Genomic DNA, 25,633 nt, shown 5'->3' with positions numbered 1-25,633 from the left:
CAGGCTCGGCTCTACACGAAGCAGGAAACAGAAGGGCCGGCATTGCGCCGGCCCTTCTGCATTGCATCAACGCAACCACCGCATCAGAACTTCGCGGTGAACTCCACGCCCCAGGTACGCGGCTCGTTGAGGAAGCCGGTCAGGTTGTTGAAGTCGATCGCGCCGACCACGCGGGTCTGGTTGGTCAGGTTGCGACCGAACACCGCCACGTCGTACTGGCCGTAATCCCAGTTGTAGCCCAGGCGCAGGCCGCCTTCCAGCGAACTGCGGCCGCGGAATTCCGGCGACTCGTAGATGAAGAAGTTCACCGCACTGCGGTAGGCCCAGTCGGTGTAGGCGTACAGCTCGCTGCCATCGCTGAGCGGGAAGCCCACGCGCAGGGTCGCGTTGTGGATCCACTTCGGCGCCTGCGGCAGCGGGTTGCCGTTCACCAGCGCATAGGTCTGGCCGTTGATCACCGTAGTCGGGTCGGTGATGGTGCAGCCACCGCCGCAGATCGCCACCGCCAGGTTCTTGTCCTTGATCTCGGTGTCGTTGTAGCTGCTGCCGAAGGTCAGCAGGACGTTGTCGGCCAGGTAGGCCTCCAGGTCCAGCTCGACGCCCTGGCCGATGGTCTTGTCGGCGTTGAGCAGGGTGGCGGTGTTGTTGCTGCCGCCCACCGCGATCAGCTGCTGGCCATCGACGTTGTAGCGGAACACGCTCAGGCCCAGGCGCGCGCGGCGCTCGAACAGGTCGGCCTTGATGCCGGCCTCGTACGAGATCACCTTCTCCGAATCGGCCTGCGACAGGCCTGGCGCGAAGGCCAGGCGGCCCTGGATCGACGGCGCGCGGAAGCCCTTGGCCACACGGGCATAGGCGTTGATGTCGTCGGTCAGCTTGTAGACGCCGCTGAGGTCCCAGCTGACGTCGTTGACGTCGGTGTTGGCCAGGTACGGGCCACTGACCGGGGTGCCGAACGGAACGGCCTGCAGCACGCTGGCGCTGAAGTCCTTCTTGTCCTGGGTGTAGCGCACGCCGGCACGCAGCTTGAAGCGGTCGGTGACATCGAAGTCACCCGAGGCGAACACCGCCCAGGCCTTGTTGCGCTGGTTCTGCACCACGTGGCCGGTCTGCGGATTGCCCGGGGCCAGCGAGTCGTAGTTGAAGTTGTTGATGGTCACGTCTTCATCGAAGTAGAAGACGCCGGCCTGCCAGTCGAAGCGGCCCCACTCGTTGGACTCGATGCGGACTTCCTGCGTCCACTGGCGGTGATGCGGCAGGCCGTCAGCCGACTCCGACGAGAACGGAATCAGGCCGGGGCCGTAGTTGCCGGCGCCAAGGAACGCCGCGCCGTAGCCACCGTCAATGTCACCGCGGTTGAGCGATTCGGCGGTTTCGTAGCCGGTGATCGAGTGCAGCGTCACCGAGCCGAGGTTCCACTGCAGGCGCGCGCTGCCACCCCAGGTCTTCAGGTCGGAGAAGTTGACGCCGTCGTTGGCCACCTTGTCGCGGTCGAAGTTCTCGACCAGCGAGTTGCCACCCTTCTCGATGATGTTGGCGCGGAACAGGCGGGCGGTGCCATTGAGCTTGCGCTTGTGCAGGTTGAACAGCGCTTCGAAGTCATCGCCTTCGTACAGGAACTGCACGCGGCCGGCGGCTTCGTCATAGCCTTCGAAGCCACTGTTGGGAGCGCCGACGCGGGTGTTGTCGACCCAGTCATCGCGGCGCTGGTAGATCGCCGAGACGCGTGCCGACCAGCGATCGGTCAGCGGGCCGCCGTAGGCGCCCTGTACGTTCCAGCTGTTGTAGCTGCCGTAGCCGACGCGGATGTAGCCATCGGCATCCTGCGACGGACGCGCCGAATCGAACTTGACCACGCCGGCCGGGGTGTTGCGGCCGAACAGCGTGCCCTGCGGACCACGCAGCACTTCCACGTTGGCCAGGTCGAACAGCGGGAAGCCCTTCAGCAGCGGGCTTTCCTGCACCACATCGTCGTACACCAGCGACACCGGCTGCGACGCATTGAGGTCGAAGTCGGTGTTGCCCAGGCCGCGGATGTAAAAGCGCGGGAAGGCACGGCCGTAGGACGACTCGATGTTGAGGCTGGGCACGCGTGCGGCCAGGAAACGGATGTCATCGCCGGCCGAACCGAGCACATCCAGCTTCTCGCCCTGGATCGCGGAGAGCGCGACCGGCACGTCCTTGGCGTTCTCGACACGGCGCTGCGCGGTCACCTGCAGGGCGTCGAGGGCAACCGGATCCTTGGCAGCGGGGGTTTCCTGGGCGGCTGCTACCAGCGGCAGCAGGGCGGAAAGAGCGGCAACGAGGGGGCGCGCGACCGGAAATCGGCCACGGGAAGTGCGGGTCGGGGACATGGCGGTAGGCTGTGTTTGGAGGGGTGGTAAAACGGCGCTACCAGATAATTGTTGCAATACAGCACCTATGCCGCAAATGCCCGCCGTTCATGGCCCCGTCGCCGGCACCCCCGGGCGCTCGCTAGACTCGGGGTTTCGACGCGACGGACCCGCCGCCATGACCCAGTGGTACTTCCATGCCTCCGCCCAGGCCGAGCGCATCGGCCCGCTTGATGACGGGGCCGCACGCCGGTACGCGCAGGCCAATCCACGCGCCCTGGCATGGTGCCAGGGCATGAGCGGGTGGACGCCGATCGCCGAGGTGGCCGAGCTGCAGGCTCCAGCCCCGGGCATGCCCAACACGCCGCCGCCGGTCCCGGTCGCCGCCGGCGCCGGCGGCCGCGCCGACGACATCGAGTTCCGCATCGTCGGCCATGAAATGCAGTTCGTGGAGATCGAGCTCGACCCCGGCGAGAGCGCCATTGCCGAGGCCGGCGCCTTGATGTTCAAGGACGCCACGGTGCAGATGGACACGGTGTTTGGCGCTGCCAACGGTGACCAGGGCGGCTTCATGGGCAAGGTGATGGCCGCCGGCCGCCGTGTGCTGACCGGCGAGAGCCTGTTCGCCACCGTCTACACCCAGAGCGGGCATGGCAAGGGCAAGGTCGCCTTCGCCGCGCCCTACCCCGGCACGGTGCTGGCGATGAAACTGGACCAGCACGGCGGCCGCCTGATCTGCCAGAAGGACAGCTTCCTGGCCGGCGCGCGCGGCGTGCAGATCGGCGTGCAGTTCCAGCGCAGGATCATGACCGGCCTGTTCGGCGGCGAGGGCTTCATCATGCAGAAGCTGGAAGGCGACGGCTGGGTGTTCATCCACGCCGGTGGCTGCGTGATCGAGCGCGAGCTGGCCGCCGGCGAGCGCCTGGACGTGGATACCGGCTGCGTGGTGGCCTACCACTCCAGCGTGGACATGGACGTGCGCCGGGTGGCCGGCATCAAGAGCATGCTGTTCGGCGGCGAAGGCGTGTTCCTGGCCACGCTGACCGGCCCCGGCAAGGTCTGGCTGCAGTCGCTGCCGTTCTCGCGCCTGGCCGGCCGCATGTGGATGGCCGCACCGCAGGGCGGCGGCCAGAGCCGCGGCGAAGGCTCGGTGCTGGGCGGCCTGGGCCGGATGCTGGATGGTGACAACCGGTTCTGACCCACTCATTTGGTAGGTGCCAACCTTGGTTGGCACATTCCTTCAGCGCGCGACCAGGCATTTGTGCGGACCAAGGTCCGCACCCACCAGAAGCGATTCACGTTTTTTTTGCTGAATAGGGAGTTCCCCCCACCCTGCCCGCCCCGCCACGGCTTCGGTATGCTGGCGCCCTTTCCTGAATCCAGCGCCGCGAGCGCACTGCCGATGAGCCTGTTCCGCCCCCGCATGCTGCTGTCCGTCGCCCTGATCGGCCTGCTGGCCGGCTGCGGTGGCGACCCGGTCCGCCCCACGCCGCCGCCGGCGCCGACCGTGGTGCCGCAGGCCAAGCCGATCAGGATCGGCATCGCCCTCGGTGGCGGCGCGGCCAAGGGCTTCGCGCACATCGGCGTGATCAAGATGCTGGAAGCCAACGGCTTCGAGCCGGCCGTGGTCTCCGGCACCAGCGCCGGCAGCGTGGTCGGTGCGCTGTATGCCAGCGGCATGGACGCCTTCCAGATGCAGAGCAAGGCAGTCGCGCTGGACGAAGCCAGCATCCGCGACGTGCGCCTGTTCTCCGGTGGCCTGGTGCAGGGCCAGAAGCTGCAGGACTACGTCAACGAGCAGGTCGCCAACCGTCCCGCCGAGCGCCTGAAGAAACCGTTCGCCGCCGTTGCCACCCAGCTGGAAACGGGCGAGCGCGCGATCTTCGTGCGCGGCAACGTCGGCCAGGCGGTGCGCGCGTCGAGCAGCATCCCCGGTGTGTTCGAGCCGGTGAAGATCGGCGGCCGCAATTACATCGACGGCGGCGTGGTCAGCCCGGTGCCGGTGGATGCCGCGCGCCAGCTCGGCGCCGACTTCGTGATCGCCGTGGACATCTCCAGCAAGGCCAGCGGCAAGGCACCGACGGACATGCTGGGCATCGTCAACCAGTCCATCTCGATCATGGGCCAGCGCCTGGGCGAGCAGGAGCTGGCGCGCGCCGACATCGTCATCCGTCCGAAGGTACTGGACATCGGCGCCGCCGATTTCAGCCAGCGCGGCACCGCGATCCTGGAAGGCGAGAAGGCCGCAATGGCGGCCATGCCGCAGATCCGCGCGAAGATCCAGCAGTTGCAGCGCGCGCGCGCCGCCGCGGCGGCACCCGCGCCGGTGGCCGCACCAAAGTGCGAGGAAGCCTCGCGCCTGGGCAAGCTGATGGGCCGCAAGGACAAGTGCTGATCCATTGATGCCAGGCCACCGGGCACGCCTGGTGGCTGCTCAGGGCTCCAGCTGCGACAACGGCAACGCCTGGAAACCCTTCACCGTGCGCAGCACGAAGCTGGAATTGGCATCGGCCACGCCGCCGGCGTTGAGCAGCCGGTCCAGCAGGAAGTGCGAGAAGTGCTCCAGGTCGCGCACGTAGACGTGCAGCAGGTAGTCCATGTCGCCGGTCAGCGCATGGCAGGCCACCACTTCATCCCAGCCCTGCACGCTGTCCACGAAGTGGCCGATGGCGGCCTGGTCATGCTTTTCCAGCTGCACGCGCACGAAGGCCTGCAGGCCCAGGCGCAGCTGGCGCGGTTCCAGCCGCGCGCCATAGCCGACGATCACGCCCTCGCTTTCCAGCCGCTGCAGGCGGCGCAGGCAGGCCGAGGGCGAGAGGTTCACCCGTGTCGCCAGCTCGGCGTTGGTGGCGCGCCCATCCCGCTGGATTTCAGCCAGTAGACGTATATCCGTGCGATCGAACTGGACTTCTCCGGCCATTGTTGCCCCGCAACATGGTGAGTACGCAAGGATATTGCGCCAACAAGGCCAATCGACGCAACTTTTGCAACCCTGTTGCGTGCGCCCTGCCCTAGCATCGTGGGTATCCCGTCAAGGAGTGCCCCATGGACCTCGCCCAGCCCCGCCGCGTCGAACACCAGCAGACCGACAAGGGCTACGTGCCGGTGTATACCACCGCGCTCGTCGAGCAGCCGTGGGACACCTACAGCGCCGACGACCACGCCACCTGGAGCACGCTGTACCAGCGCCAGCGCGAACTGCTGGTCGGCCGCGCCTGCCAGGAGTTCCTGGACGCGCAGGACGAGATGGGCATGAGCGCACACATGATTCCGCGCTTCGACCAGCTCAACGAAGTACTGGGCGCCGCCACCGGCTGGACCCTGGTCGGCGTTGAAGGCCTGCTGCCGGAACTGGATTTCTTCGACCACCTGGCCAACCGCCGTTTCCCGGTGACCTGGTGGATCCGTCGCCCGGACCAGATCGACTACATCGCCGAACCGGACCTGTTCCACGATCTGTTTGGCCACGTGCCGCTGCTGATGAACCCGGTGTTCGCCGACTACATGGAGGCGTACGGCCGTGGCGGCGTCAAGGCCCACGCGATCGGCCCGGATGCACTGCAGAACCTGACCCGCCTGTACTGGTACACGGTGGAGTTTGGCCTGATCGATACGCCCGACGGCCTGCGCATCTACGGCGCCGGCATCGTGTCGTCGAAGGGCGAGTCGCTGTACTCGCTGGAATCGCCCGCGCCCAACCGCATCGGTTTCGACCTGCAGCGGATCATGCGCACCAAGTACCGCATCGACACCTTCCAGAAGACCTACTTCGTCATCGACAGCTTCGAACAGCTGATGCAGGCGACGTCGCCGGACTTCACCCCGATCTACGCGGCACTGGCCGACCAGGCGCATCTGCCGGCCGGTGATGTGCAGGACGACGACCGCGTGTTCCAGAAGGGCACGGGTGAAGGCTGGGCCGACGGCGGCGACGTGTAAGCGCGTAACGCACACCGCTTCGCAGTGGAAACGGCGCACCCTGGTGCGCCGTTTTCGTTGTTGCCTGCACCGTTCTGTCGCGACGGCGCAGGCGAGGGCAGGACACTCAGCCGTCCACGGCCCGGCAGGAACCGCGCACCATCAGTTGCGGATGCACGCTGGCCGCAGCCGGCGCCTCCGGTACGTCGGTCTGCACCAGCATCGCGGCAGCCATGCGGCCGATGTCGGAGACGTGGCGGCGTACCGACGTCAGCGGCGGCCACAGCCGCGACGCCAGCGGGCTGTCGTCGTAGCTGACGATCGACAACTGCTGCGGCACCGCGATGCCCGCACGCAATGCCACCTGGTAGACGCCCGCGGCGATTTCGTCGTTGCCGGTGAAGATCGCACTGGGGCGTTGTCCGCCCATCAGCAGGCGTTCGGCGGCATGCACGCCGGACTCGAAGGTGTCGCCCGCTTCCAGCACGCGCTCGCCCGGCAGGGTCACGCCGACCTGGGCCAGCCGATCAAGGAAGCCGTGGGTCCGCTCGCGGGCAGCGCGCCGGTCACCGGGACCGGCAATCACCGCGATGTCGCGGTGGCCGAGCGAGAGCAGGTAGCCCGCAGCCGCCGCCGCACCATCGCGATCGTGGGTGACCACCGCCTGCACGACTTCTTCCGACGCATGCGCGTTGATGCGGATGTGGCGGCAGTCGATCGCGTCGAGCATCTGCGCCAGCGCCATCGATTCGGAGGCGCGCGGGCCGAGGATCACGCCATGCAGTTTCTGCTGCTGCACGAAACGGCGCACGCCGTCCGCACAGTCCGGATCCTGGCTGTTGCACGGGTGCACCACCAGCTCGTAGCCGGTGCCGCGCAGCGCTTCCAGCGCGCCGTGCTGCAGGTCGACAATGCATTGGGCGCCGGGGTCGTCATACACCAGGCCGATCAGGAAGGAGCGGCGGAACGCGAGTCCGCGCGCCAGCGGGTCGGGCACGTAACCGACCTCGCGCATCAACGCCTCGACCTTGTCGCGGGTGTCTTTGCGCACCAGCGGCGAGTTGTTGATGATTCTTGAAACCGTTTTCTTGGAAACTCCCGACAGTCGTGCGATGTCGTTGATCGTGGCAGCCTTGCCTTTCGATGCCGGCAACGCGGCATCGCTCATATTTCGCACTGACATGTATAGAACCAGGTAAGTCGGAGAATTCTAGCCTTGCACCCGTCGGATGCGAAGTTGCGGAACGTCGCAGCGGATCTGAATCGCGTTGTGTTCGACACGTTTTGCTGCGCGAGGTTCCCTTGTGATTGCTCTAGTGCCTCTGCATCTGAACCGTTCTTCTGCGCGTGTTCACCCTGAATGCGGACGCGACGCGCGCGAACGCCAACATTCCCTTAACCATGCTCCGCTACAGTCAGGTGCATGGACCTGCAGACCTCTCCGTTTCCGCCGTTCCGTGGCCGCGACCGGTTGATCGCTGCGGTCGATGCGGCGGTGACCGCCGGTGATGCCGGGCGCATCACCGCCGACCTGCAGCTGGCGCTGCAGGAAGCCATAACCGACAGCCGCATCGAATTGCCCGAGTGCGTGCATCGGCCGGTCAGTGATCATTACGCGCGACGTCCGCTGTACCACAGCCGCGAACACGGCTACAGCGTGATCGCCATGAGCTGGGGCCCAGGGCAGGGCACGCCGCTGCACGACCACGATGCCATGTGGTGTGTGGAGGGAGTGTGGTTGGGCGAACTGGAGATCACCCGTTACGAGCTGCTGGAGCGCGCCGGCGAGCGCTGGCGTTTCCACCGCCACGCCACGCTGCGCGGAGGCTGCGGCAGTGCCGGCAGCCTGATCCCGCCGCACGAGTACCACACCCTGCGCAACGCCAGTGACGACGCATTGGCGATTTCTGTGCACGTGTACGAGTCGCAGATGGAGCGCTCGGCGGTGTTCGATCCGCTCGGTGGCGACTGGTACCAGCGCCGCATCCAGGCGCTGCAGGCCGACCCGGCCTGACCGGGGCAGGGCGGGGCGACGCTGCCAGCACCTTCGTGAGCCACGTGGCATCATGCGCCGCTGCGCTGCCGTACCCGGCGGCGATCCGCGATGCCCCGTCGGGCAAGGAGCAAGACCATGTCCAGCGCTGATCCGCGCCTGCGCGCGCTGTTGAAGCTGGCACCGGTGATCCCGGTGTACACCCCCGAAGATGTGAATGAAGCGGTCGACGTCGCCCAGGCACTGTTCCGCGGCGGCTTGCCGGTAATCGAGGTGACGCTGCGCACGCCGCAGGCGCTGGATGCGATCAAGGCGATGGTCGAGGCCGTGCCGGACGCGGTGATCGGTGCCGGCACCGTACTCGACGCCGCGCAGATGCAGGCAGCAAAGCAGGCCGGCGCGCGATTCGCGGTGTCCCCCGGTGCCACGCCGGCGTTGTATGCGGCCGCGCGTGATGCCGACCTGCCGTACCTGCCCGGTGCCGCCACCGCCTCGGACCTGATCCTGGGCCTGGAGCATGGCCAGGACACCTTCAAGTTCTTCCCGGCGGTACAGGCCGGCGGCGCCGCGCTACTGGCCGCCTGGCACGGTCCGTTCGCCGATGTGCGCTTCTGCCCGACCGGCGGCATCAGTGCGCAGACCGCACCGCAGTTCCTGCATCTGCCCAACGTGCTGTGCGTGGGCGGTTCGTGGCTGACCACCCCGGCCCTGCTGCAGACCCGCGACTGGGAGGCGATCGAACGCCTGGCCCGCGAGGCGTCCGTGCTGGCCAGCTGAACCTGCTCCGCGAATCTTCAAAGGTTTGATCGTGATCAAAGCGCCGGCCTCGTGCCGGCGTCATTCTGTGGGCAAGCGCACTACGGAGATCCGAACATGAATTCGACCATGAAGGCCGCTGTCGTGCGTGAGTTCGGCAAGCCACTGGTGATCGAGGAAGTCTCGGTACCACGCCCGGGGGCGGGCGAGGTACTGGTCAGGATCGAGGCCTGTGGCGTCTGCCACACCGACCTGCACGCCGCCGAGGGCGACTGGCCGGTGAAACCGAACCCGCCGTTCATCCCCGGCCACGAGGGCGTGGGGCACGTCGTGGCCGTGGGAGGCGGGGTAGGGCACGTCAAGGAAGGCGACAGGGTCGGCATCCCCTGGTTGTACTCGGCGTGTGGCCATTGCGAACACTGCCTGGGTGGCTGGGAAACGCTGTGCGAGACACAGCGCAATACCGGTTACTCGGTCAACGGCGGCTTCGCCGAGTACGCACTGGCCGATGCCAACTATGTCGGCCTGCTTCCGAAGGACGTGGGCTTCGTCGAGATCGCACCGGTGCTGTGCGCCGGCGTGACCGTCTACAAGGGCCTGAAGGTCACCGACACCAAGCCCGGTGACTGGGTGGCGATTTCCGGCATCGGTGGCCTGGGCCACATGGCGGTGCAGTACGCCCGTGCGATGGGCCTGAACGTGGCTGCGGTGGATGTGGACGACAACAAGCTGGCATTGGCCCGGCAGCTGGGTGCGCAGGTCACCGTGAATGCGCGCACCACCGATCCGGCCGCCTTCCTCAGGAAGGAGATCGGCGGCGCGCACGGCGCCCTGGTCACGGCGGTCTCACCGAAGGCGTTCGAGCAGGCGCTGGGCATGGTCCGCCGTGGCGGCACCGTCTCGCTCAACGGACTGCCGCCCGGTAATTTCCCGCTGGACATCTTCGGCATGGTGCTCAACGGCATCACCGTGCGCGGCTCGATCGTCGGCACCCGGCTGGACCTGCAGGAGTCGCTGCAGTTCGCCGCCGAAGGCAAGGTCGCGGCCACGGTCAGCACCGACCGCCTGGAGAACATCAACGACGTGTTCGCGCGCATGCACGCGGGCACCATTGAGGGCCGCGTGGTACTCGACTTCGCTGCCTGACCGCCTGTGCATGGCCGCCGTCGCTCCGTCCCCCTCTCCCACGGACGCGGCGGCCATGCCGATTCATCGGTAGTGCCGGCCGCTGGCCGGCAAACCCCAGGCGGTTCGGTAGTGCCGGCCGCTGGCCGGCAACGCGGGCACTCTGTGGCCGCCGTACAATGCGCGCATGCCCGGCCTGCTCAAGACCCTGTTCCTGTCCATCGTCGCCCTGATCGGCGGCGTCCTGTCGCTTGCGCTGGTCAGCAGCGTCGCCAGCTGGCTGCCCCCGTTGCTGGGCCTGTCGCCGGACAACAACAGCGTGCAGCTGGGCTGGGACCTCACCTTCAGCGTTCTTGGTGGCATCGCGGGCGTTTCCTTTGCCACCTATTACGCCCCCTGCTGGCCGCGTTCGCATGGCTTCTCGATCTGGTCGCTGATCGCGCTGGGCTGTGGCTACGCGATGTGGACGGCCGGTGCGGATTTCCCGTTCTGGTTCGTCATTGCGCTGCTGGCATCGCTGCCGCTGCAACTGCTGGCCGGTTGGTGGTTCGGCCGCCGCGCCTCGCGCGACGCAGGGTAACGCCGCCTTTGTAGAGCCGAGCCCATGCTCGGCTTTCATGCATATCGACACAGGCAGCCGAGCATGGGCTCGGCTCTACAGGTCCATGCGCGGCAGCGTCTGCTTCAACTGCGCGATGCCCTGCCATGGGTCACTCTTCAGGCGTTGCGCCCTCGCCAGCGCCTTGCCCATGGGAAAGGCGTCGGCAGCACTGATACGCGCCAGTTCCTCCCAGCGCAGCGGCACTGCCACACCGGCGGAATCACGCGCGCGCAGCGACCACGAGCACACGCTGGTGGCCCCTCGGGTGTTGCGCAACCAGTCGATGAAGATGACGCCACTGCGCTTGGCCTTGCTCATCGTCGCCACATAGCGATCAGGTTGCTCCTTTGCCATTGCCTGCGCAAAGGCCTCGCAGAACGCCTTCGCCTCGTCCCAGCCGGCCTTGGGCTGCAGCGGTACCACCACATGTACCCCCTTGCCGCCAGACAGCCGCACGAAGCTCTCCAGGCCCACCTGCTGCAGACGATCACGCACATCACGTGCACCCGATTTCACCTGTGCCCAGCTGACGCCTTCTCCAGGATCGAGATCGAATACCAGTCGATCCGGATGCTCGGTGTCTGCTACGGTCGCACCCCACGGATGCAGCTCCAGCGTGTTCATCTGCACCAGCTGCAGCAGGCCCCGTGCGTCGTCGATATAGACGTAGTCCTCGCGGCCGCTCTTCTGCTGCAGGGGCACCGCGTGCACCGCGTCGCCCAGGCCGGGGCCATGATGCTTCTGGAAGAAACAGGCCTTGCCCACCCCATCGGGGCAGCGCAGCAATGACAGCGGCCGTCCCGCAATTTCGGGCAGGATCCAGCGCGCCATGCGCCGGTAATAGTCGGCCACGTCGCCTTTGCCCAGTCCCTGACTGGGAAACACCACCCGCTCCGGATGCGTGATCTGGACCTCGCCCCCGGCTTCAGCAACTGCTGTTGCGTTGCTCATTCCCAGGTCCTCCTTCTGCTTGTCGCTGCGCAGCCGCTTGAAACTGGCCTGGCGCAGCAGGCCTTCCTTGCCCCAGCCACGGAACGCCACTTCCGCCACCGTCACCGGCTTCACCCAGCGCACGCTGGCGGCGCGGAACGGCACATGCGCCGGAAGCTGCAGCACGGGCGTCTTTACTGCCAGTGGCTGCAATGCCTTGAGCAGCGCGCGCAGGTTCTCGTCGTCGAAGCCGGTACCGACGCGGCCCACATAGCGCAGACCCTCCTTGTCCGGCGTTGCCAGCAACAATGATCCGAAACCCACCCGCGAGCCCCTGGGGGCCGTGTAGCCGACAATCACGAACTCGTCGGTGTCTTCGTGCTTCACCTTCACCCAGCTGCGTGCGCGGGTGTTCACGTACGGCGCGTCCACCTGCTTGCTGACGATGCCTTCGAATCCGGCCTGGCCACTGGCATCGAACACCTGCGGGCCCTGGTCGATCACATGTTCGCTGAAGGCCAGGATGCCGGGCACCGGTCCGATGAGATCCTTCAGCAGCGCTTTGCGTTCCAGCAATGGCGCACGACTGATGTCCGCGTTGGCCACACCCGGAAGATCGAACACGATGTAGCGCAGCGGTTGCTTCGAGCTTCCATCGATCACGCGCTGCAACGCTGCGAAATCGCTGCGCCCTTCCTTGTCCAGCACCACCAGCTCACCGTCCAGGCGCGCATCGCGCACCGGCAGCGCCTGCACGGCCTGCACGACCTCGGGGAAGTCATCGGTCCAATCCAGGCCATTGCGGGAGCGGAGCTTCACCTCGCCGTCGTGCAGATCGGCCAGCAGGCGATAGCCGTCCCACTTGATCTCGTGCAGCCAACGCGCGCCGTCCGGCGCGCTGTCGCGATGATCGGTCAATTGCGGCTTGAACCCATGCGGGTAGGGCGTGTCACGTGCGCCGTCCAGTTTCAGCGCGCGCGCATGCCAGCGTGCATCGGCCTTGCGGGTAGCCGTGCGTGCGGCGGGCACAGCACGCCCTGCCTTCCCCCCAGTGTGCTTCATCACGGTGGATGCGCGCTTGGGCACGTGCGCATCCAGCAGATCGTCTGCTTCGGCATCGCGCGCCTGCTCGTCGTCGCGCTTGATCAGCAGCCACTGCACCTGGCGTCCCTTCATTGCAGTGCGCACCAGCTTCCAGCCACCGGCCAGGCGTTGTCCATGCAGTACGAAGTCGATCTTTCCTGCTGCCAGCGCCTGCAGTGGATCGCCTTCGCAGGCCCAGGTGCCCTGATCGAACACCTCCACGTGCCCCGCGCCGTAGTGGCCTTCAGGAATGTCGCCCTCGAAGCCAGCGTAGGACAACGGGTGATCTTCCACTGCCACGGCCAGCCGCTTCTCGCCGACGCGAAGCGAAGGACCTTTCGGCACCGCCCAGCTCTTCAGCACGCCGTCCATCTCAAGGCGGAAGTCATAGTGGCGCGAACTGGCATGATGCAGCTGGATGACGAAGGTTGGCCGCCGCTGCGGATCACCGCGTGCGGGTGTGTCGTCAGGCTCCGGCGTCTGCCCTGTGCCTCCGCCAAGCCGGCGCTTGCGCCGGTACTGGTGCAGCGACATGGTTCAACCTGCCTTGCGCCGTGGTGCGGCCTTCTTTGCAGCCTTCTTCGTTGTCTTCTTTGCGGCCTTCTTCACCGTCGACTTTGCGGCTGCCTTGCGCGTTGCGGTCTTCTTCGCCGGCGTGCGCTTGTTCGCATCCAGGCTCTTCTGCAGCAATGCCATGAAGTCGACAACGTTCGTTGTCGCATCCTCGTGTGGTGCGGGCTCATCTTCCACCCGCGTGGTGCCGCCCTTGGACTTGATGCGCTTGTTCAGCACCTGCTGCAGGCGCTCGCGGAATTCATCGTGGTAGTGCGATGGGTCCCAATCGCCGGACATCGACTCGATCAACTGCTCGGCCATCGCCGTTTCCTTGCTGGTGATGCGGTAGTCGGACAGCTTGCCGGCAGGCAGCTTGTAGTCCTCGGGATCCACCAGTTCCTGCGGATAGCGCAGGATCATCAGCACCAGCGCGTCCGCATGCGGCATCACCGCACACAGGTACTCGCGCGTGCGCACCACCACCCGGGCAATGCCTACCTTGCCGGTACTGCGCAGCGTTTCGCGCAGGAGCACGTAGCCCTTTTCGGCCTTCTTGCCGGGCACCAGCAGGTACGGCTTCTCGTAGTAGCGCGGGTCGATCTGCGCTGCGTCCACGAAGGATTCCACCTCCACCGCTTCGTGGCTTTCCGGCGCCGCCGAGCGGATGTCGCCTTCCTCCAGCACGACATAACTGCCCTTGTCGTACTCATAGGCTTTGACGATGTCCTTCCAGGGCACTTCCTCGCCGGTGTCGGCGTTGACCCTTTCGAAACGGATCGGCTTGCGATCGCGCGAGTCGAGCATGCGGAACTGCAGGTCAACCTTGCGTTCGCCGGACATCAGCGAGACCGGCACATTGAGCAGTCCGAAGGACAGCGTACCGGTCCAGATCGGGCGGGCCATGGACGCACCTCTGATGGGGCAGGGCACCCAGCTTCGGATGGGCGGTGTAAACCACCCGTGTCGATACCGTGCACGTGGGTTCCACGCAGGTGCGGTAGTGCCGGCCGCCGGCCAGCAGAGCTCGCGGCCTCAAGTGTCCTGGGGTTGCCGGCCAGCGGCCGGCACTACTGCAGCAACGGCCTCACCGCCGCCGCCGGAATATGGTCCAGCGCGCGCCAGGCGTCCTCCACCACCGGCCGCGCCTGCGACCAGCCCAGCCGCGACTGCCCGCGCATCTGTTCCCAGTGCTCGGCCAATTCCTCGCAGGTATCGGCAGCGTCACCGCGCGGCCAGTCGGCAGCATGGGTTGTCAACGCGAAGGCATAGACCGGGCACAGGTCACGCCAGTTGCGATGACTTTGCCCGCGACGTTCCTCGTAGTCACTGAGCATGTACTGCAGATAGTCCTGGGCCACCGCCTGCGGATCCTCATGGCGGCGCGTGCGGCGCTGCGCGGTACGTTGGCCGAGCGGATCGAGCAGGGCGTTGAACACGGACGGTGCGGGTCGTTCAAGACGGGGCATGGCCGGCTCCTGCAGCGGGGGCGGGTGGGCAGGAATACGCGCGGTGCCGTTACCAGCGGGTGAGCGAGATGTTCATGACGCCAGGTTCGCGGCGGCTTTACCTGCGTCGCGGTGTAGTGGGGACCCCGAGCGCAGGTAGCCAGACCATGAGCCGAGAGACCTCCCGCGACCCGCTGCGCGCAAACCACCCGCCCATTCCGGGCGAGCAGCGCGGCAAACGCGATGCCGACAACGCCGACTACCGTGGCACCGGCGCACCGTTCTTCGATGCCGAGCACGGGAGCGACCATCTGCCGGTGAAGCACGAGGCTGAACAGGCGGCGCAGGACCGCAAGGATGGCGGTGACCGCCATCGCGGTGGCCAGGAAAGCCCGCTCAAGCGCCGCGAACGCAAGCAGCGCGCCAGCGACAACCAGGACGAAGCGCTGGAGGAGACCTTCCCGGCCAGCGACCCGACATCGCCGTTCGTGCCAGCCAAGGCCCCCGACTGACGGGTAGTGCCGGCCGCTGGCCGGCAACCTCCTGACATCCTGCACGGCGCGATGTCGGCCAGCGGCCGGCACTACCCCTTCAACGCCACGACCATTGCAGGCCGACGTTGGCCCGCCGTCCCGGTCCCGGTTCGTAGAAGCGCCCGTTGCCATCGTTGACGATCACCGAGCCTATGTAGGCGTGGTCCAGCACGTTCTCCATCCGGGCGAAGGCGCGCAGCTCGCCACCCGGCAGGGCCCAGCGACGGCCGGCTTCCAGATGCAGCAGGGCGAAGCCGGGCGCGCGTTCGGTCGCCACGTCGTTGACTACGGTATCACTGCTGGCGGAGGCCTCCAGCGCCCACTGCCACTGGCCGGGCGACCATTGCAGCCGGGCAAAGGCCTGCTGGCGCGGTACCCCGGGCAGGCGGCTGCCGGCGGCAACCAGGGTGTTGGAGGTGAGGTACGGCGAACGCGCCTGCGCCTGCAGCCAGGTCCACGCCAGCTGCAGCTCCAGCTGCTCGGCCAGCGGCTGGCGATACTGCAATTCCACACCCTGGCGGCGGGTGCGGCCGATGTTGCGATAGGTGCTGCGACCGCCGATATTGCTGGCAACTGCCAGCTCATCGTCGGTATCTGCACGGAACAGGCTGACATCGAGCTGGGTTCCATGCTGTGCGTGCCACTTGCTGCCTAGCTCCAGGCTGCGGCTGCGGGCGGCCGCCAGATCCAGCGCCAGACCCGCCTGACCATCGGCGCGATACCCCAGCTCGTTGAAGGTGGGGGTCTCGAATCCACGCCCCACGGCGGCATGCAGGCGCCACTGCGGGCTGGCCTCGAAGCTGACGCCTGCCACCGGCGTGGTCGCCTGGTAGCGCCGGTGGCCACTGTCATCCGGGTTGCGGGTGGTGATGTAGCGATCGTCCGAGTCGAAACGCACCGCGCTGTGGCGCACCCCGGCCAGCAGCGACCAGCGCGGACTCCATTGCCACCAGGCCTGGGCGAACTGGTCCACGTTCTGCACGGTATCGATCTGGTCACGGCGCAGGCGCCCGCGCACCCCGAGGGCGCTGCCCACGAAGTTCTCGTAGCCGGTGCGGTGCTGGCGCTGGCGGTCGGCGCTGAGCCCGGCCACCAGGTCCAGCGGCCGGCCGGCGAGGTCGCCGTGCCAGCCCCAGCGCGCGTCCAGCCCGCCATACCCGCCCTGCAGATCGATCACGCCGCCGGCATGCAGCGGGCTGTTGGTCTGGAGTGCCGGCGGAATCGGCAGGTATTGGGTCACCGCGCGTTGGCCGGCATAGCCCATCAATTGCCAGCGCTGTGCCCCGGTCTCCCGGGTCCAGCGCAGGCCAGCCTGCTGCTGGCGCACCGATTTGCGGGTGTTGTACTGGTGCGCGACTGCCGTGGCCTGGCGCGGATCAGCCGCCACCTGGGCACGGCTCAGGCCCAGCGGATCCTGCGCATCGGGGGCATCCAGCGCATTGAGCAGCAGCTCCAGCCGCCCACCGCCCAGATCACCACCAATGCGTGCGTTGAGCGATTCGCGGCGCGCACGGCTGTGGTCCCGCCAGCCATCGGTGCGGAAGTGATTGGCCGCGATGTTGTAGTCCAGCGCTGGGCCGGCACCCTTGAGCTGTGCGCCGACACTGAGGGTGTTGTCGGCGCCGGCATTCACGCGCAACCGCCACGGGTCACCGGCCTGGCCCTGCGCGCTCCAGACCTGCAGCACGCCGCCGGAGGAATTGCCGTACAGCGCCGAGAACGGCCCGCGCAGCACCTCGATGCGCTCGGCGCCCAACAGGCTGGCATGCGACAGCTGGCCCTGGCCGTCAGGCATGGTGGCCGGCACGCCGTCGATCAGCACCCGCACCCCGCGCACGCCGAAGGTCGAGCGTGCGCCGAAGCCACGAATCGACAGCTGCGTGTCCTGGGCGAAGTTCTGCCGGTCACGTGCCAGCAGTCCGGGGACCCCGGCCAAGGCCTCAGACAGCTGCGCACCGGTGCCCGCGCGGCTGGCGTCGATCCAGACCGTGTCCTGGCTGGCCGGCAGCGCGAACGGATCGATGCCCGGCACCCGGGCGGCCTGTACCTGCACCGCAGGCAGGGCGGTGGGCGCAGGCTCGGCCACCGCCGTCCAAGGCGACAGCAGCAGGGCGGACAGCGGCAGGCAACGGCGTCGTGCGGCGGGATTCATGATTCAGGTTGATGGATCGGGCGGCAACGCACGCCATGGTACGGGGCCGCGGATGACGATGGCGGCGGCCAGCCCCGGCAGGCTTTGTTACGATGGGCTGTTTCCGGCCGAAAAGCCGCGGACCGCGTAGCGCACTTCCTCCCCCTTTCCGTCTACCGAACGAGTACCGCCGTGTCCTTCTTTGCAAACGTGGAACTGGTCCCAGGCGACCCGATCCTGGGCCTGACCGAGGCGTACAACGCCGACAGCCGCCCGACCAAGGTCAACCTGGGTGTGGGCATCTACTACGACGAGAGCGGCCGCATTCCGCTGCTGCGCGCCGTCAAGCAGATCGAGCAGCAGCTCGCCGCTGAAGCCAAACCGCGCGGCTACCTGCCGATCGATGGCCTGCCGGCGTACACGCAAGCGACGCGTGAGCTGGTGTTCGGCAAGGATTCGCCGCTGCTGGCCGCCGGCCGCGTGACCACCGCGCAGACCGTTGGTGGCAGCGGTGCGCTGCGCGTCGGCGCCGACGTGCTGAAGAAGCTGCTGCCGCACGCCACCGTTGCGCTGAGCAACCCGAGCTGGGAAAACCACCGTGCGGTGTTCAGCGCCGCTGGTTTCGAGGTGCTGGATTACACCTACTTCGACCCGGGCACCCATGGCGTCGATTTCGACGGCATGCTGGCCGACCTGGGCAAGCTGGAAGCCGGCACCGTGGTGCTGCTGCACGCCTGCTGCCACAACCCCACCGGCGCTGACCTCACGGTCACCCAGTGGAAGCAGGTCGCGCAACTGCTGAAGGACAAGCAGCTGTTCCCCTTCATCGACATGGCCTACCAGGGCTTCGACAAGGGCATCGAGCAGGACGGCGCAGCGGTGCGCATCATCGCCGAAGCCGGCATCGACAGCTTCATCGTCGCCAACTCGTACTCCAAGTCGTTCTCGCTGTATGGCGAGCGCGTGGGTGCGCTGTCGATGGTGGCGCCGACCGCCGCTGACGCCAAGGCCGTGCAATCGCAGGTCAAGCGCGTGATCCGCACCATCTACTCCAGCCCATCCACCCACGGCGCTGCACTGGTGGCCGGCGTGCTGACCAACCCGGAACTGCGTGCGATGTGGGAGCAGGAGCTGACCGAGATGCGCGAGCGCATCCACGCCCTGCGCCACGGCCTGGTCGAGAAGCTGGCCGCTGCCGGTGCACCGCAGTTCGGTTTCATCAACGAGCAGGCCGGCATGTTCTCCTACTCCGGCCTGAGCCGTGAGCAGGTCGAGCGCCTGCGCGACGAGTTCGGCATCTACGCCGTCGGCACCGGCCGTATCTGCGTGGCCGCGCTGAACCAGAACAACCTGGAATACGTCGCCAAGGCCGTGGCCACCGTCGCCAAGGGCTGAAGCAACGCTCCAGTAGCTTGAGGACAAAGGCGCCGAAAGGCGCCTTTGTTTTTTGCGCCCTGGTCTCTGTAGAGCCGAGCCTACGCTCGGCTTGTGCGGCATGAAGGACGAAGAGCAGCCGAGCGCGGGCTCGGCTCCACAGAAGGAAGGCGCCACGAGCGCAACGCATCTGGAAACGATTACGCCTTCCCGCGCTCACGCACGGCCCCGCCAGACGGGCGACAATAGGCGTTTTCCCGCTGCCGAGACCTGCCCGTTCATGTCCCGTACTTCGTTGACCCGCTTCCTGATCCAGGAACAGCACGCCGGCCGCATCAATGCCGACCTGCGCCAGCTGATCGCGGTCGTCGCCCGCGCCTGCACCAGCATCTCCATCGCCGTCAGCAAGGGCGCCCTCGGTGGCGTGCTCGGCGACGCCGGTACCGGCAACGTGCAGGGTGAAGCGCAGAAGAAGCTCGACGTCATCAGCAACGAGATCCTGCTCGAAGCCAACGCCTGGGGTGGCCACCTCGCCGCCTGCGCCTCGGAGGAAATGGACCACAGCCAGCCGGTGCCGGACATCTATCCCCGCGGTGATTTCCTGCTGCTGTTCGATCCCCTCGATGGCAGCTCCAACATCGACGTCAACGTCTCCGTCGGCACCATCTTCTCCGTGCTGCGCTGCCCGACCAATGTCGAGCTGCCGGGCGACGACGCCTTCCTGCAGCCGGGCAGCAAGCAGATCGCCGCCGGCTACTGCATCTACGGGCCCAGCACCCAGCTGGTGCTGACCGTCGGCCATGGCACCCACGCCTTCACCCTGGACCGCGAGAAGGGCGAGTTCGTGCTGACCACCGAGAACATGCAGATCCCGGCGGCCACCCAGGAATTCGCGATCAACATTTCCAACCAGCGCCACTGGGAAGCGCCGATGCAGGCCTACGTCGGCGACCTGCTGGCGGGCAAGGAAGGCGTACGCGGCAAGAACTTCAACATGCGCTGGATCGCCAGCATGGTGGCCGACGTGCATCGCATCCTTACCCGCGGCGGCATCTTCATCTACCCGTGGGACAAGAAGGACCCGTCCAAGGCCGGCAAGCTGCGCCTGATGTACGAAGCCAACCCGATGGGCCTGCTGGTCGAGCAGGCCGGCGGCGCCGCCTGGACCGGCCGCGAGCGCATCCTCGACATCCAGCCCGACCAGCTGCACCAGCGCGTGCCAGTGTTCCTCGGTTCGCGCGAGGAAGTGGCCGAGGCCGTGCGCTACCACCACGCACACGACGACGCACAGGGCTGACAACCGATCGCCTGACAGCGGTCATGGCAGATCGATGACATGACCGTGGGGTGACACCGAGGGCGGCAAACGGCACCATCAAGCCGTTGCCGCCTAAGGAATGCACGCATGCACGAGCAGGGCCCGGTCGATTTCATCGAAGTCATCCACAACGCCGTCCCCAGCAAGGTCTGCGCGGCGATCGTCGAGCGCATGCGTGCGACGCGTGGCCTGCTGCCCGGTGCGGTGGGCAGTGGCGTGTTCCCGGAACTCAAGCACAGCAAGGATCTGCGCATCAGTGGCCTGGACGGCTGGCAGGATGTTGATCAGCAGCTTCAGATTGCGGTGTTCAACGGCCTGCTGACTTATCTACGCCGTTATCCACAGGCGTTGATCGCCCCACTGATGTTGCAGATCCAGGACAGCAACGGCCAACCGCGACGCCTGTCTGCCGAGGACTTCCCCGACATGCCGCAGCAGCAGCTGGCCGACCTGGCCCGCACCTGCCTGCGCCCGGGTGCGATCAACCTGCAGTGGTATGCGGCGGGCGAGGGCGGCTACCCGTACTGGCACTGCGAGCTGTACCCGAAGGATGCGCAGGCCGAGACCCTGCACCGGCATGTGCTGTGGACGCTGTACCTCAACGACGAATTCGAAGAGGGCGAAACCGAGTTCATGTTCCAGGGCCGCAAGATCGCGCCACGTACCGGCAGCCTGTTGATCGCCCCGACGGCGTTCACCCACACCCATCGCGGGAATCGGCCACAGGGCGGCGACAAGTTCATCGCGACCAGTTGGATCCTCTTCCAGAGTGCGCAGAAGTTGTTTGGAGGAGGGTGAAGCAAACTGGTCACTCGATGTTCTCAGCATCTTGTCCGGATCAAGAAGCGGGCCCCCGAGATCCTGTGCTGTCGTGCGGGCAGTTGGTGCTATCTCCTAAGGCAATCCGCTACTCGGGCTGCCCTCGCTGATAAGAGAATCTCCAGGGGCGTGCACGCCTTCCCAGGCGCCCACCTGACCCAGCGGTCTCCGGATGGCATTCAGTTCATAGCTGAGCTCGCGCATCTTGCAGTGGTCCTTCCAGCCCGCGGGGCTATCGAGATCAAAGCGCGCGTTGATGCGAAGCTGCATCAGATCATTGGATTTCCTGAGGATTTCGACGCTGCCTGAAACGGCCTTTCCGTAGCATCCAGTGCTGCCAGGTCTCAGGCTAAGGCCAGTGCTGTAGAACGCCCTGATATCACCCTCCGTCAAACTGAAGACATCGCCCTCCGCCAGATTCGGGGGAAGGATCAATGTCAGCTTCCTGTATCTTTCATTCTCAATCTTGGTCGCTGTGTACTCGCGCAATGCCACTACGACATTGTCGCCATCAACAATCCGATGGCACGCAAGTGAAATTTCCCTGTAGTCAGACCTTTCGCAGCCGGTCACATCAGAGTTGGCGTTAGACACGTAGAAGGCGCTGATCTTATGGCTACCAGGAAGCAGCGACGCGCACGCGCTGCAGCTCAAGCCTAGAACAAGCGCAATCAACAATCTCGTTCGCACAGTCGCGCTCCCCAGAAACATCTACTTGTACGGTGCGAATTTTTTATATCGCTCGCGTCGTAACCACGGCGGTCGACACCGACCAGCTCGCCCGGAACCACCGGCTCAGAATCAGGGTCTCGGCTTCCTACCTGGCCTGATCAAGGTCTTGTGCATGACCCAGGCGATCCAGCCGCAGACCAATCCGATCCCCGCGACAATGATTTCCTCTTCCTCGAAGGCAGTTCCATTTAGCCCTTGATAGGCGACGAACGCGATTGCTCTCAATGACAGCAAAGCAAATAAACCAACAGGTACCCAAAGTAGAATCTTCATCACTCTCCAAATCGCGATCGCACAAACCAGTGCTGGACGACTGGCAATCCTGGATCTCTTTTCCTGCTTTTTCGCGGTGCCATAAGTTCCTCGCACAGTCGCCTTACCGCGGATGATGTACCCAGTGCCTTGAATCCGCCGCGAGCGGTCGTCCAGTCAGAAATGATTCTGACTGCCTTGGCTCTGTGATGCCCCAGGAGAGCTCCGCCACTCTTCAAGGCTGCCATGCCAGGACCTCCAGTCAATGCTTTCTCAGCAATGGACCCGGACCACGGTCGAACGAACTCACCTCTACCGAGGGCGGCGGCGATAGAGAATCCCTCCCGCCATCAGACCAAAGAGGGCGACGCCGAAGCCCACGAGTTCTTCGTTCCCAAGCGCGTTTCCTGACATCAGCTTGGCAGTCGTCAGCAGAAGAAAGTTCAGTGGAAGCATCCAAAGGAACGCGATGCCGAGCCGGTGGATGATCTTCATTTCAGTTATCGCATTGTTCCAGATACATCGAAATAAGCCAGTATTGGGTAAAGGTTGATCCGCTCGATTATCTGGCAGGTCCAAAGGATCCCAAGAGGTTGCCGTTGCCGCCTTGCCAGGCACTGAGCTTCTCGACGGGGATCTCCTCGAGTTGACAGGTGAACTGGAGATAGAAGGAACGGTCCTCCTTTCGATAGCTGTTCCACCCAACAGCCGTCACTTTGACTTCGATCCGACTGTCGCCCTTGTGCGGCCGATGTAGTTCGATATCCGCTGAATCGGACAACCAGTAGTCTCCCTTGTGCGCGAAGCCCGCGCTGCCACTGCTCAGGCGTGCGCCGAGCACGGCCGGAATCCCTTCAGAGGACGGAGTGTATCCAGACAGGGTGCCGGTGACCTTGGTGAACTCTTGGGAATCCATCACGCCCGGTGATTCCGAGAACAGGCGAAGCAGAAGAAGGGTGTCGGTGCCCTTGCTGACCACCTGACCTGCATTTGCTGTCCACAAACGTTGTTCGAACTCGTCCAGGCCAGCCGGCATTTCAGTGACGACCGCGGCCTGCGGAACGACGATGCATTCGTGCAGGGCGCGGGCCTGGACTTGCAGGGTCGCAAGGCAGAGAAGAAGACCACTGGCACGGAAGCAGTGACTGCATTTCATCGTGTACAACACCAGGCGATGCGGCAGGGTGTGGATTGTTACCGGTGGATCGCGCTGCGGTCCAGAGCCCTAGAACAGACTGCCCTGCGGCGACTCCTTCTTCGGCGGCAGCGGCTTCTGGAACCGGCTGCAATCCAGCTTCGGCCAATGGCTGTTCTGTGCATTGAAGCCCAGACGCTTGCGTGCCAGCTTGAACCGGTTGTTCAACAGATCGGCATACACGCCCTGGCCACGCATACGCGTGCCGAACTGGCTGTCGTAGTCCTTGCCGCCGCGCAGCTGCTGGATGGTGCTCATCACGTGCGCAGCGCGATCGGGATGGTGCGTATCCAGCCAGTCGCAGAACAGCGGTGCCACTTCCAGCGGCAGGCGCAGCAGCACGTAACCGGCGGTGCTCGCACCTGCGCCGTGCGCAGCCTCCAGCACGGCTTCCAGCTCGCTGTCGTTGATCCAGGGAATCACCGGCGCCACCATCACACCGACCGGAATGCCGGCGTCATGCAGGCGCTTCATCGCGCGCAGCCGTGCATGTGGCGCTGATGCACGCGGTTCCAGCTTCGCGGAAAGATGCGGGTCCAGCGAGGTCACCGAGAAGTGCACGCTGACCAGGTTCTCCGCGGCCAGCGGCGCGAGCAGATCGATGTCGCGCTCGACCAGCGCGTTCTTGGTGATCAGCGAGAACGGATGCCGGGTCTCCAGCATCACTTCAATCAGCTGGCGGGTCAGCTTGAACTTGCGTTCGATCGGCTGGTACGCATCGGTGTTGATGCCCAGTGCGATCGGCTGCGGCACATAGCCCGGTTTCGACAGTTCCTTGCGCAGCAGCTGCGGCGCATTGGTCTTGGCGAACAGCTTGGTCTCGAAGTCCAGCCCCGGCGACAGGTTCAGATAGGCATGCGAAGGGCGGGCGAAGCAGTACGAGCAGCAACACTATATGTGTTTGGAGAAAAGTGTTCAGCGCTTCGCACTCTGGAGAGAAGCCCTCCACAGACTAACTGCGCAATACAGGCATCTTGTGCTCCAGCCCAAGGCAATGACGGGTAGGTTAGTGGGGTGTTGTGGCTAGCTCAGTCTCCGGGCTCCGCGATTAGACCAGTTCAGGATGAATTCCTCCTGCTCCGCCGTCTCCACCGCACCAGGTCGCACCGAGCGAACCTTAGCAATTGCATCGATGCCATCTGAGGCAAAGCCTGTTTCAATGAGGAGCATCGACGCCACGGTGCCGGCCCGACCCAGCCCGCCTTTGCAATGCACCACGATCCTGGTTCCAGACAAGAGCTTGGCTGCGAACTGTGGCCCTAGGGATCGCCATGGCCCAAGGAGTCGCGCGTCAGGAGCCGCACCATCTGTAATTGGCAGGCCGTACCACATCAAACCGTGGGCTCTGGCACGTTCCGCCAACGAGGTGATTCGCAGCTCCTCGAACTCCCACGGCTCAATCAACGTGATCAGGTGCTGTGCTCCCCACTCCGCGATCGACGCGAGGTCGACGTCCAGGTCTCGAGCCCAAGAGCCAGTCATTGCTACTTCCTGATGTTTTCCTGGTGCAAAGGTGACGCCGATCCCACCGCCGTTCGTGCCGACAGGTAAGGTGGCAATCTTCAGTGGATGGGAGATACTTGTTCTGCTCATTTGCGCTCTCCGAAATCAGTAGCCCTTTGGGGCGAGAAGCAAACGCTGCGCCCTTTTGATCTCAATGTCCATCTGTGAGCTTAGTGGTGCGGCCAAGGTCTAGTGGACGGCTCGCGCACGCTAGTGATCTAGGGGGAATGAGCCATGCACGGCCCTGTGCGCCTCGGGCTCCTCAGTTACTGATCGTATGCGTGCCGCCGCTAAGCGGACCGAGGGCCAAGTATCAGTAGCGACGACTTGGACGGCGACCCGTTACTTTTCTCTGGAATACAAAGTGACAGGGCCCCGTATGGGATGCACTGGTTCTCACGCTGCGGAATGCTTGTGCAGAGCCCTCGCCCTGAAAATCTCTACTCTCAGCAATGGGCAGCCTTTCGCGCCCAGATCTGGCTGCAGGCTCGACGTCGCTCGCCTCAATTTTCGGCGTCGCCGATGTCCGCTTCCGGCCATAAGCAGACATCCACCCCATCCCTGATAAACATCCCTAGGCCGCAGCAGACCTCGAGCCTGCTGCGGTCAATTGGTTTTGGGGCAGACTACGCCGATGGCCTAAATTCCCCTAGGTCAGTGAGTGTAGCCCGTCCCTTCTAGACGCCTTAGGCCACTTCAAGTTGATGTATCGTCCGCACAGAAGATCCCATGCATCGCGCCCAGCAGTGCTGCAACGCGCGGGTCTGCCATGCGGTAGACGATCGACCGCGATTCCCGTCGGGTCGCTACAAGCTTTCGTTGGCGGAGTTCGGCCAGTTGCTGGGAGAGCGCCGGCTGTCGGATGCCGGTGGCGTCCTCCAGTCCGCTCACCGTCATTTCACCTTGCGCGAGCTGGCACAGCAGCAACAGGCGGGAGGGAGTGGCCATGAAGCGCAGCAACTCGGCCACCTCGGGCACGCGCTCCTTCATCGTGGCTAGGTCTGACGGGCTGAATGGGGGGCTGGTCACGGGTAAGG

Annotated in this window: 24 protein-coding genes and 1 pseudogene; 11 read left to right on the top strand and 14 right to left on the bottom strand. The window is 65.5% G+C overall.

What is annotated here, in order from left to right; genetic code table 11:
• Positions 1 to 83: 83 nt before the first annotated feature.
• Entirely contained in the window at positions 84 to 2,354 is a 2,271-nt protein-coding gene (locus tag E5790_RS08600; RefSeq protein ID WP_049408885.1) for a TonB-dependent receptor, read from the bottom strand.
• Positions 2,355 to 2,511: 157 nt separating this feature from the next.
• On the opposite strand from E5790_RS08600, the gene E5790_RS08595 reads away from it, so the two are divergent.
• Together E5790_RS08595 and E5790_RS08590 are read left to right on the top strand one after the other, a co-directional pair.
• Positions 2,512 to 3,531, top strand: a complete 1,020-nt coding sequence (locus E5790_RS08595) for a TIGR00266 family protein (protein WP_069118202.1) — start codon at positions 2,512 to 2,514, stop codon at positions 3,529 to 3,531.
• Positions 3,532 to 3,735: 204 nt separating this feature from the next.
• On the top strand, positions 3,736 to 4,728 hold the full coding sequence (locus tag E5790_RS08590) for a patatin-like phospholipase family protein (RefSeq protein ID WP_032958418.1): 993 nt from the start codon (positions 3,736 to 3,738) through the stop codon (positions 4,726 to 4,728).
• A 39-nt stretch (positions 4,729 to 4,767) separates the two neighbouring features.
• On the opposite strand, the gene E5790_RS08585 is transcribed toward E5790_RS08590, so the two are convergent.
• Positions 4,768 to 5,253: an Lrp/AsnC family transcriptional regulator gene (locus tag E5790_RS08585; RefSeq protein WP_049446786.1), complete on the bottom strand. Its 486-nt coding sequence runs from the start codon at positions 5,251 to 5,253 to the stop codon at positions 4,768 to 4,770.
• Positions 5,254 to 5,378: 125 nt separating this feature from the next.
• On the opposite strand from E5790_RS08585, the gene phhA reads away from it, so the two are divergent.
• A complete protein-coding gene (phhA, locus tag E5790_RS08580) occupies positions 5,379 to 6,272 on the top strand; it encodes a phenylalanine 4-monooxygenase (protein ID WP_014645427.1) in 894 nt (297 codons plus the stop codon).
• A gap of 106 nt (positions 6,273 to 6,378) precedes the next feature.
• Here phhA and E5790_RS08575 read toward each other — a convergent pair whose 3' ends face one another.
• Positions 6,379 to 7,434 carry a LacI family DNA-binding transcriptional regulator gene (locus E5790_RS08575; protein WP_111205505.1) on the bottom strand — a complete coding sequence of 352 codons (1,056 nt, stop codon included), beginning with the start codon at positions 7,432 to 7,434 and terminating at the stop codon, positions 6,379 to 6,381.
• Positions 7,435 to 7,674: 240 nt separating this feature from the next.
• Here E5790_RS08575 and E5790_RS08570 point away from each other — a divergent pair, with 240 nt between their 5' ends.
• From E5790_RS08570 to E5790_RS08555, 4 genes are all read left to right on the top strand, one after another.
• Positions 7,675 to 8,265 carry a cysteine dioxygenase family protein gene (locus E5790_RS08570; RefSeq protein ID WP_014645425.1) on the top strand — a complete coding sequence of 197 codons (591 nt, stop codon included), beginning with the start codon at positions 7,675 to 7,677 and terminating at the stop codon, positions 8,263 to 8,265.
• Positions 8,266 to 8,382: 117 nt separating this feature from the next.
• Positions 8,383 to 9,021 carry a bifunctional 4-hydroxy-2-oxoglutarate aldolase/2-dehydro-3-deoxy-phosphogluconate aldolase gene (gene eda, locus E5790_RS08565; protein ID WP_014645424.1) on the top strand — a complete coding sequence of 213 codons (639 nt, stop codon included), beginning with the start codon at positions 8,383 to 8,385 and terminating at the stop codon, positions 9,019 to 9,021.
• Between the two features lie 96 nt (positions 9,022 to 9,117).
• Complete coding sequence (gene adhP / locus E5790_RS08560) at positions 9,118 to 10,146, top strand: alcohol dehydrogenase AdhP (RefSeq protein ID WP_075075937.1); 1,029 nt, start codon at positions 9,118 to 9,120, stop codon at positions 10,144 to 10,146.
• 166 nt (positions 10,147 to 10,312) lie between these two features.
• Positions 10,313 to 10,705: a hypothetical protein gene (locus E5790_RS08555; protein WP_075075938.1), complete on the top strand. Its 393-nt coding sequence runs from the start codon at positions 10,313 to 10,315 to the stop codon at positions 10,703 to 10,705.
• Between the two features lie 75 nt (positions 10,706 to 10,780).
• Here E5790_RS08555 and ligD read toward each other — a convergent pair whose 3' ends face one another.
• The 3 genes from ligD to E5790_RS08540 form a co-directional block, all read right to left on the bottom strand.
• Positions 10,781 to 13,273 carry a DNA ligase D gene (gene ligD / locus E5790_RS08550; RefSeq protein ID WP_111205504.1) on the bottom strand — a complete coding sequence of 831 codons (2,493 nt, stop codon included), beginning with the start codon at positions 13,271 to 13,273 and terminating at the stop codon, positions 10,781 to 10,783.
• Positions 13,274 to 13,276: 3 nt separating this feature from the next.
• Positions 13,277 to 14,197, bottom strand: coding sequence for a Ku protein (locus tag E5790_RS08545; RefSeq protein ID WP_049408879.1), 921 nt, complete (start codon positions 14,195 to 14,197; stop codon positions 13,277 to 13,279).
• A 164-nt stretch (positions 14,198 to 14,361) separates the two neighbouring features.
• Complete coding sequence (locus tag E5790_RS08540; protein WP_014035432.1) at positions 14,362 to 14,760, bottom strand: hypothetical protein; 399 nt, start codon at positions 14,758 to 14,760, stop codon at positions 14,362 to 14,364.
• A 146-nt stretch (positions 14,761 to 14,906) separates the two neighbouring features.
• Here E5790_RS08540 and E5790_RS08535 point away from each other — a divergent pair, with 146 nt between their 5' ends.
• Positions 14,907 to 15,251 (top strand): hypothetical protein, encoded by a 345-nt coding sequence (locus E5790_RS08535; protein WP_014645419.1) that lies wholly within the window; start codon positions 14,907 to 14,909, stop codon positions 15,249 to 15,251.
• A 79-nt stretch (positions 15,252 to 15,330) separates the two neighbouring features.
• Here the strand turns inward: E5790_RS08535 and E5790_RS08530 are convergent, their stop codons facing one another.
• Positions 15,331 to 17,424, bottom strand: coding sequence for a TonB-dependent receptor (locus tag E5790_RS08530; protein ID WP_111205502.1), 2,094 nt, complete (start codon positions 17,422 to 17,424; stop codon positions 15,331 to 15,333).
• Between the two features lie 171 nt (positions 17,425 to 17,595).
• On the opposite strand from E5790_RS08530, the gene E5790_RS08525 reads away from it, so the two are divergent.
• The 3 genes from E5790_RS08525 (at position 17,596) to E5790_RS08515 (ending at position 20,893) form a co-directional block, all read left to right on the top strand.
• On the top strand, positions 17,596 to 18,798 hold the full coding sequence (locus E5790_RS08525) for an amino acid aminotransferase (protein ID WP_014645417.1): 1,203 nt from the start codon (positions 17,596 to 17,598) through the stop codon (positions 18,796 to 18,798).
• A 259-nt stretch (positions 18,799 to 19,057) separates the two neighbouring features.
• Entirely contained in the window at positions 19,058 to 20,074 is a 1,017-nt protein-coding gene (locus tag E5790_RS08520; RefSeq protein ID WP_111205501.1) for a class 1 fructose-bisphosphatase, read from the top strand.
• Between the two features lie 108 nt (positions 20,075 to 20,182).
• Positions 20,183 to 20,893 (top strand): 2OG-Fe(II) oxygenase, encoded by a 711-nt coding sequence (locus tag E5790_RS08515; protein WP_111205500.1) that lies wholly within the window; start codon positions 20,183 to 20,185, stop codon positions 20,891 to 20,893.
• 96 nt (positions 20,894 to 20,989) lie between these two features.
• On the opposite strand, the gene E5790_RS08510 is transcribed toward E5790_RS08515, so the two are convergent.
• The 7 genes and pseudogenes from E5790_RS08510 to E5790_RS08480 form a co-directional block, all read right to left on the bottom strand.
• Positions 20,990 to 21,592: a hypothetical protein gene (locus tag E5790_RS08510; protein WP_136191727.1), complete on the bottom strand. Its 603-nt coding sequence runs from the start codon at positions 21,590 to 21,592 to the stop codon at positions 20,990 to 20,992.
• Positions 21,593 to 21,715: 123 nt separating this feature from the next.
• Complete coding sequence (locus tag E5790_RS08505) at positions 21,716 to 21,919, bottom strand: hypothetical protein (protein WP_046427592.1); 204 nt, start codon at positions 21,917 to 21,919, stop codon at positions 21,716 to 21,718.
• A gap of 291 nt (positions 21,920 to 22,210) precedes the next feature.
• A complete protein-coding gene (locus tag E5790_RS08500) occupies positions 22,211 to 22,393 on the bottom strand; it encodes a hypothetical protein (protein ID WP_041863994.1) in 183 nt (60 codons plus the stop codon).
• 67 nt (positions 22,394 to 22,460) lie between these two features.
• Positions 22,461 to 23,066, bottom strand: coding sequence for a hypothetical protein (locus tag E5790_RS08495; RefSeq protein ID WP_229653730.1), 606 nt, complete (start codon positions 23,064 to 23,066; stop codon positions 22,461 to 22,463).
• A 57-nt stretch (positions 23,067 to 23,123) separates the two neighbouring features.
• Positions 23,124 to 23,978, bottom strand: a pseudogene (locus tag E5790_RS08490) (PA0069 family radical SAM protein); the annotation flags it as partial.
• Positions 23,979 to 24,116: 138 nt separating this feature from the next.
• Positions 24,117 to 24,686, bottom strand: coding sequence for a cyclin-dependent kinase inhibitor 3 family protein (locus E5790_RS08485; protein ID WP_049453273.1), 570 nt, complete (start codon positions 24,684 to 24,686; stop codon positions 24,117 to 24,119).
• Between the two features lie 606 nt (positions 24,687 to 25,292).
• Positions 25,293 to 25,586, bottom strand: a complete 294-nt coding sequence (locus tag E5790_RS08480; protein WP_021202108.1) for a metalloregulator ArsR/SmtB family transcription factor — start codon at positions 25,584 to 25,586, stop codon at positions 25,293 to 25,295.
• Between the last annotated feature and the right edge of the window lie 47 nt (positions 25,587 to 25,633).

Origin of the sequence: Stenotrophomonas sp. PAMC25021 (assembly GCF_004795795.1) — a bacterium.
GTDB classification, from domain to species: Bacteria; Pseudomonadota; Gammaproteobacteria; order Xanthomonadales; family Xanthomonadaceae; genus Stenotrophomonas; species Stenotrophomonas muris.
The sequence above is the reverse complement of the archived record's forward strand: the minus strand, read 5'-3'. Positions and strand labels throughout refer to the sequence as shown.

Excerpts from the sequence above, each read along its gene's own strand:
- E5790_RS08600 (WP_049408885.1), bottom strand. The coding sequence starts at position 2,354 with ATGTCCCCGACCCGCACTTCCCGTGGCCGATTTCCGGTCGCGCGCCCC.
- E5790_RS08595 (WP_069118202.1), top strand. The coding sequence starts at position 2,512 with ATGACCCAGTGGTACTTCCATGCCTCCGCCCAGGCCGAGCGCATCGGC.
- E5790_RS08590 (WP_032958418.1), top strand. The coding sequence starts at position 3,736 with ATGAGCCTGTTCCGCCCCCGCATGCTGCTGTCCGTCGCCCTGATCGGC.
- E5790_RS08585 (WP_049446786.1), bottom strand. The coding sequence starts at position 5,253 with ATGGCCGGAGAAGTCCAGTTCGATCGCACGGATATACGTCTACTGGCT.
- phhA (WP_014645427.1), top strand. The coding sequence starts at position 5,379 with ATGGACCTCGCCCAGCCCCGCCGCGTCGAACACCAGCAGACCGACAAG.
- E5790_RS08575 (WP_111205505.1), bottom strand. The coding sequence starts at position 7,434 with ATGTCAGTGCGAAATATGAGCGATGCCGCGTTGCCGGCATCGAAAGGC.
- E5790_RS08570 (WP_014645425.1), top strand. The coding sequence starts at position 7,675 with ATGGACCTGCAGACCTCTCCGTTTCCGCCGTTCCGTGGCCGCGACCGG.
- eda (WP_014645424.1), top strand. The coding sequence starts at position 8,383 with ATGTCCAGCGCTGATCCGCGCCTGCGCGCGCTGTTGAAGCTGGCACCG.
- adhP (WP_075075937.1), top strand. The coding sequence starts at position 9,118 with ATGAATTCGACCATGAAGGCCGCTGTCGTGCGTGAGTTCGGCAAGCCA.
- E5790_RS08555 (WP_075075938.1), top strand. The coding sequence starts at position 10,313 with ATGCCCGGCCTGCTCAAGACCCTGTTCCTGTCCATCGTCGCCCTGATC.
- ligD (WP_111205504.1), bottom strand. The coding sequence starts at position 13,273 with ATGTCGCTGCACCAGTACCGGCGCAAGCGCCGGCTTGGCGGAGGCACA.
- E5790_RS08545 (WP_049408879.1), bottom strand. The coding sequence starts at position 14,197 with ATGGCCCGCCCGATCTGGACCGGTACGCTGTCCTTCGGACTGCTCAAT.
- E5790_RS08540 (WP_014035432.1), bottom strand. The coding sequence starts at position 14,760 with ATGCCCCGTCTTGAACGACCCGCACCGTCCGTGTTCAACGCCCTGCTC.
- E5790_RS08535 (WP_014645419.1), top strand. The coding sequence starts at position 14,907 with ATGAGCCGAGAGACCTCCCGCGACCCGCTGCGCGCAAACCACCCGCCC.
- E5790_RS08530 (WP_111205502.1), bottom strand. The coding sequence starts at position 17,424 with ATGAATCCCGCCGCACGACGCCGTTGCCTGCCGCTGTCCGCCCTGCTG.
- E5790_RS08520 (WP_111205501.1), top strand. The coding sequence starts at position 19,058 with ATGTCCCGTACTTCGTTGACCCGCTTCCTGATCCAGGAACAGCACGCC.
- E5790_RS08515 (WP_111205500.1), top strand. The coding sequence starts at position 20,183 with ATGCACGAGCAGGGCCCGGTCGATTTCATCGAAGTCATCCACAACGCC.
- E5790_RS08505 (WP_046427592.1), bottom strand. The coding sequence starts at position 21,919 with ATGAAGATTCTACTTTGGGTACCTGTTGGTTTATTTGCTTTGCTGTCA.
- E5790_RS08500 (WP_041863994.1), bottom strand. The coding sequence starts at position 22,393 with ATGAAGATCATCCACCGGCTCGGCATCGCGTTCCTTTGGATGCTTCCA.
- E5790_RS08485 (WP_049453273.1), bottom strand. The coding sequence starts at position 24,686 with ATGAGCAGAACAAGTATCTCCCATCCACTGAAGATTGCCACCTTACCT.
- E5790_RS08480 (WP_021202108.1), bottom strand. The coding sequence starts at position 25,586 with ATGAAGGAGCGCGTGCCCGAGGTGGCCGAGTTGCTGCGCTTCATGGCC.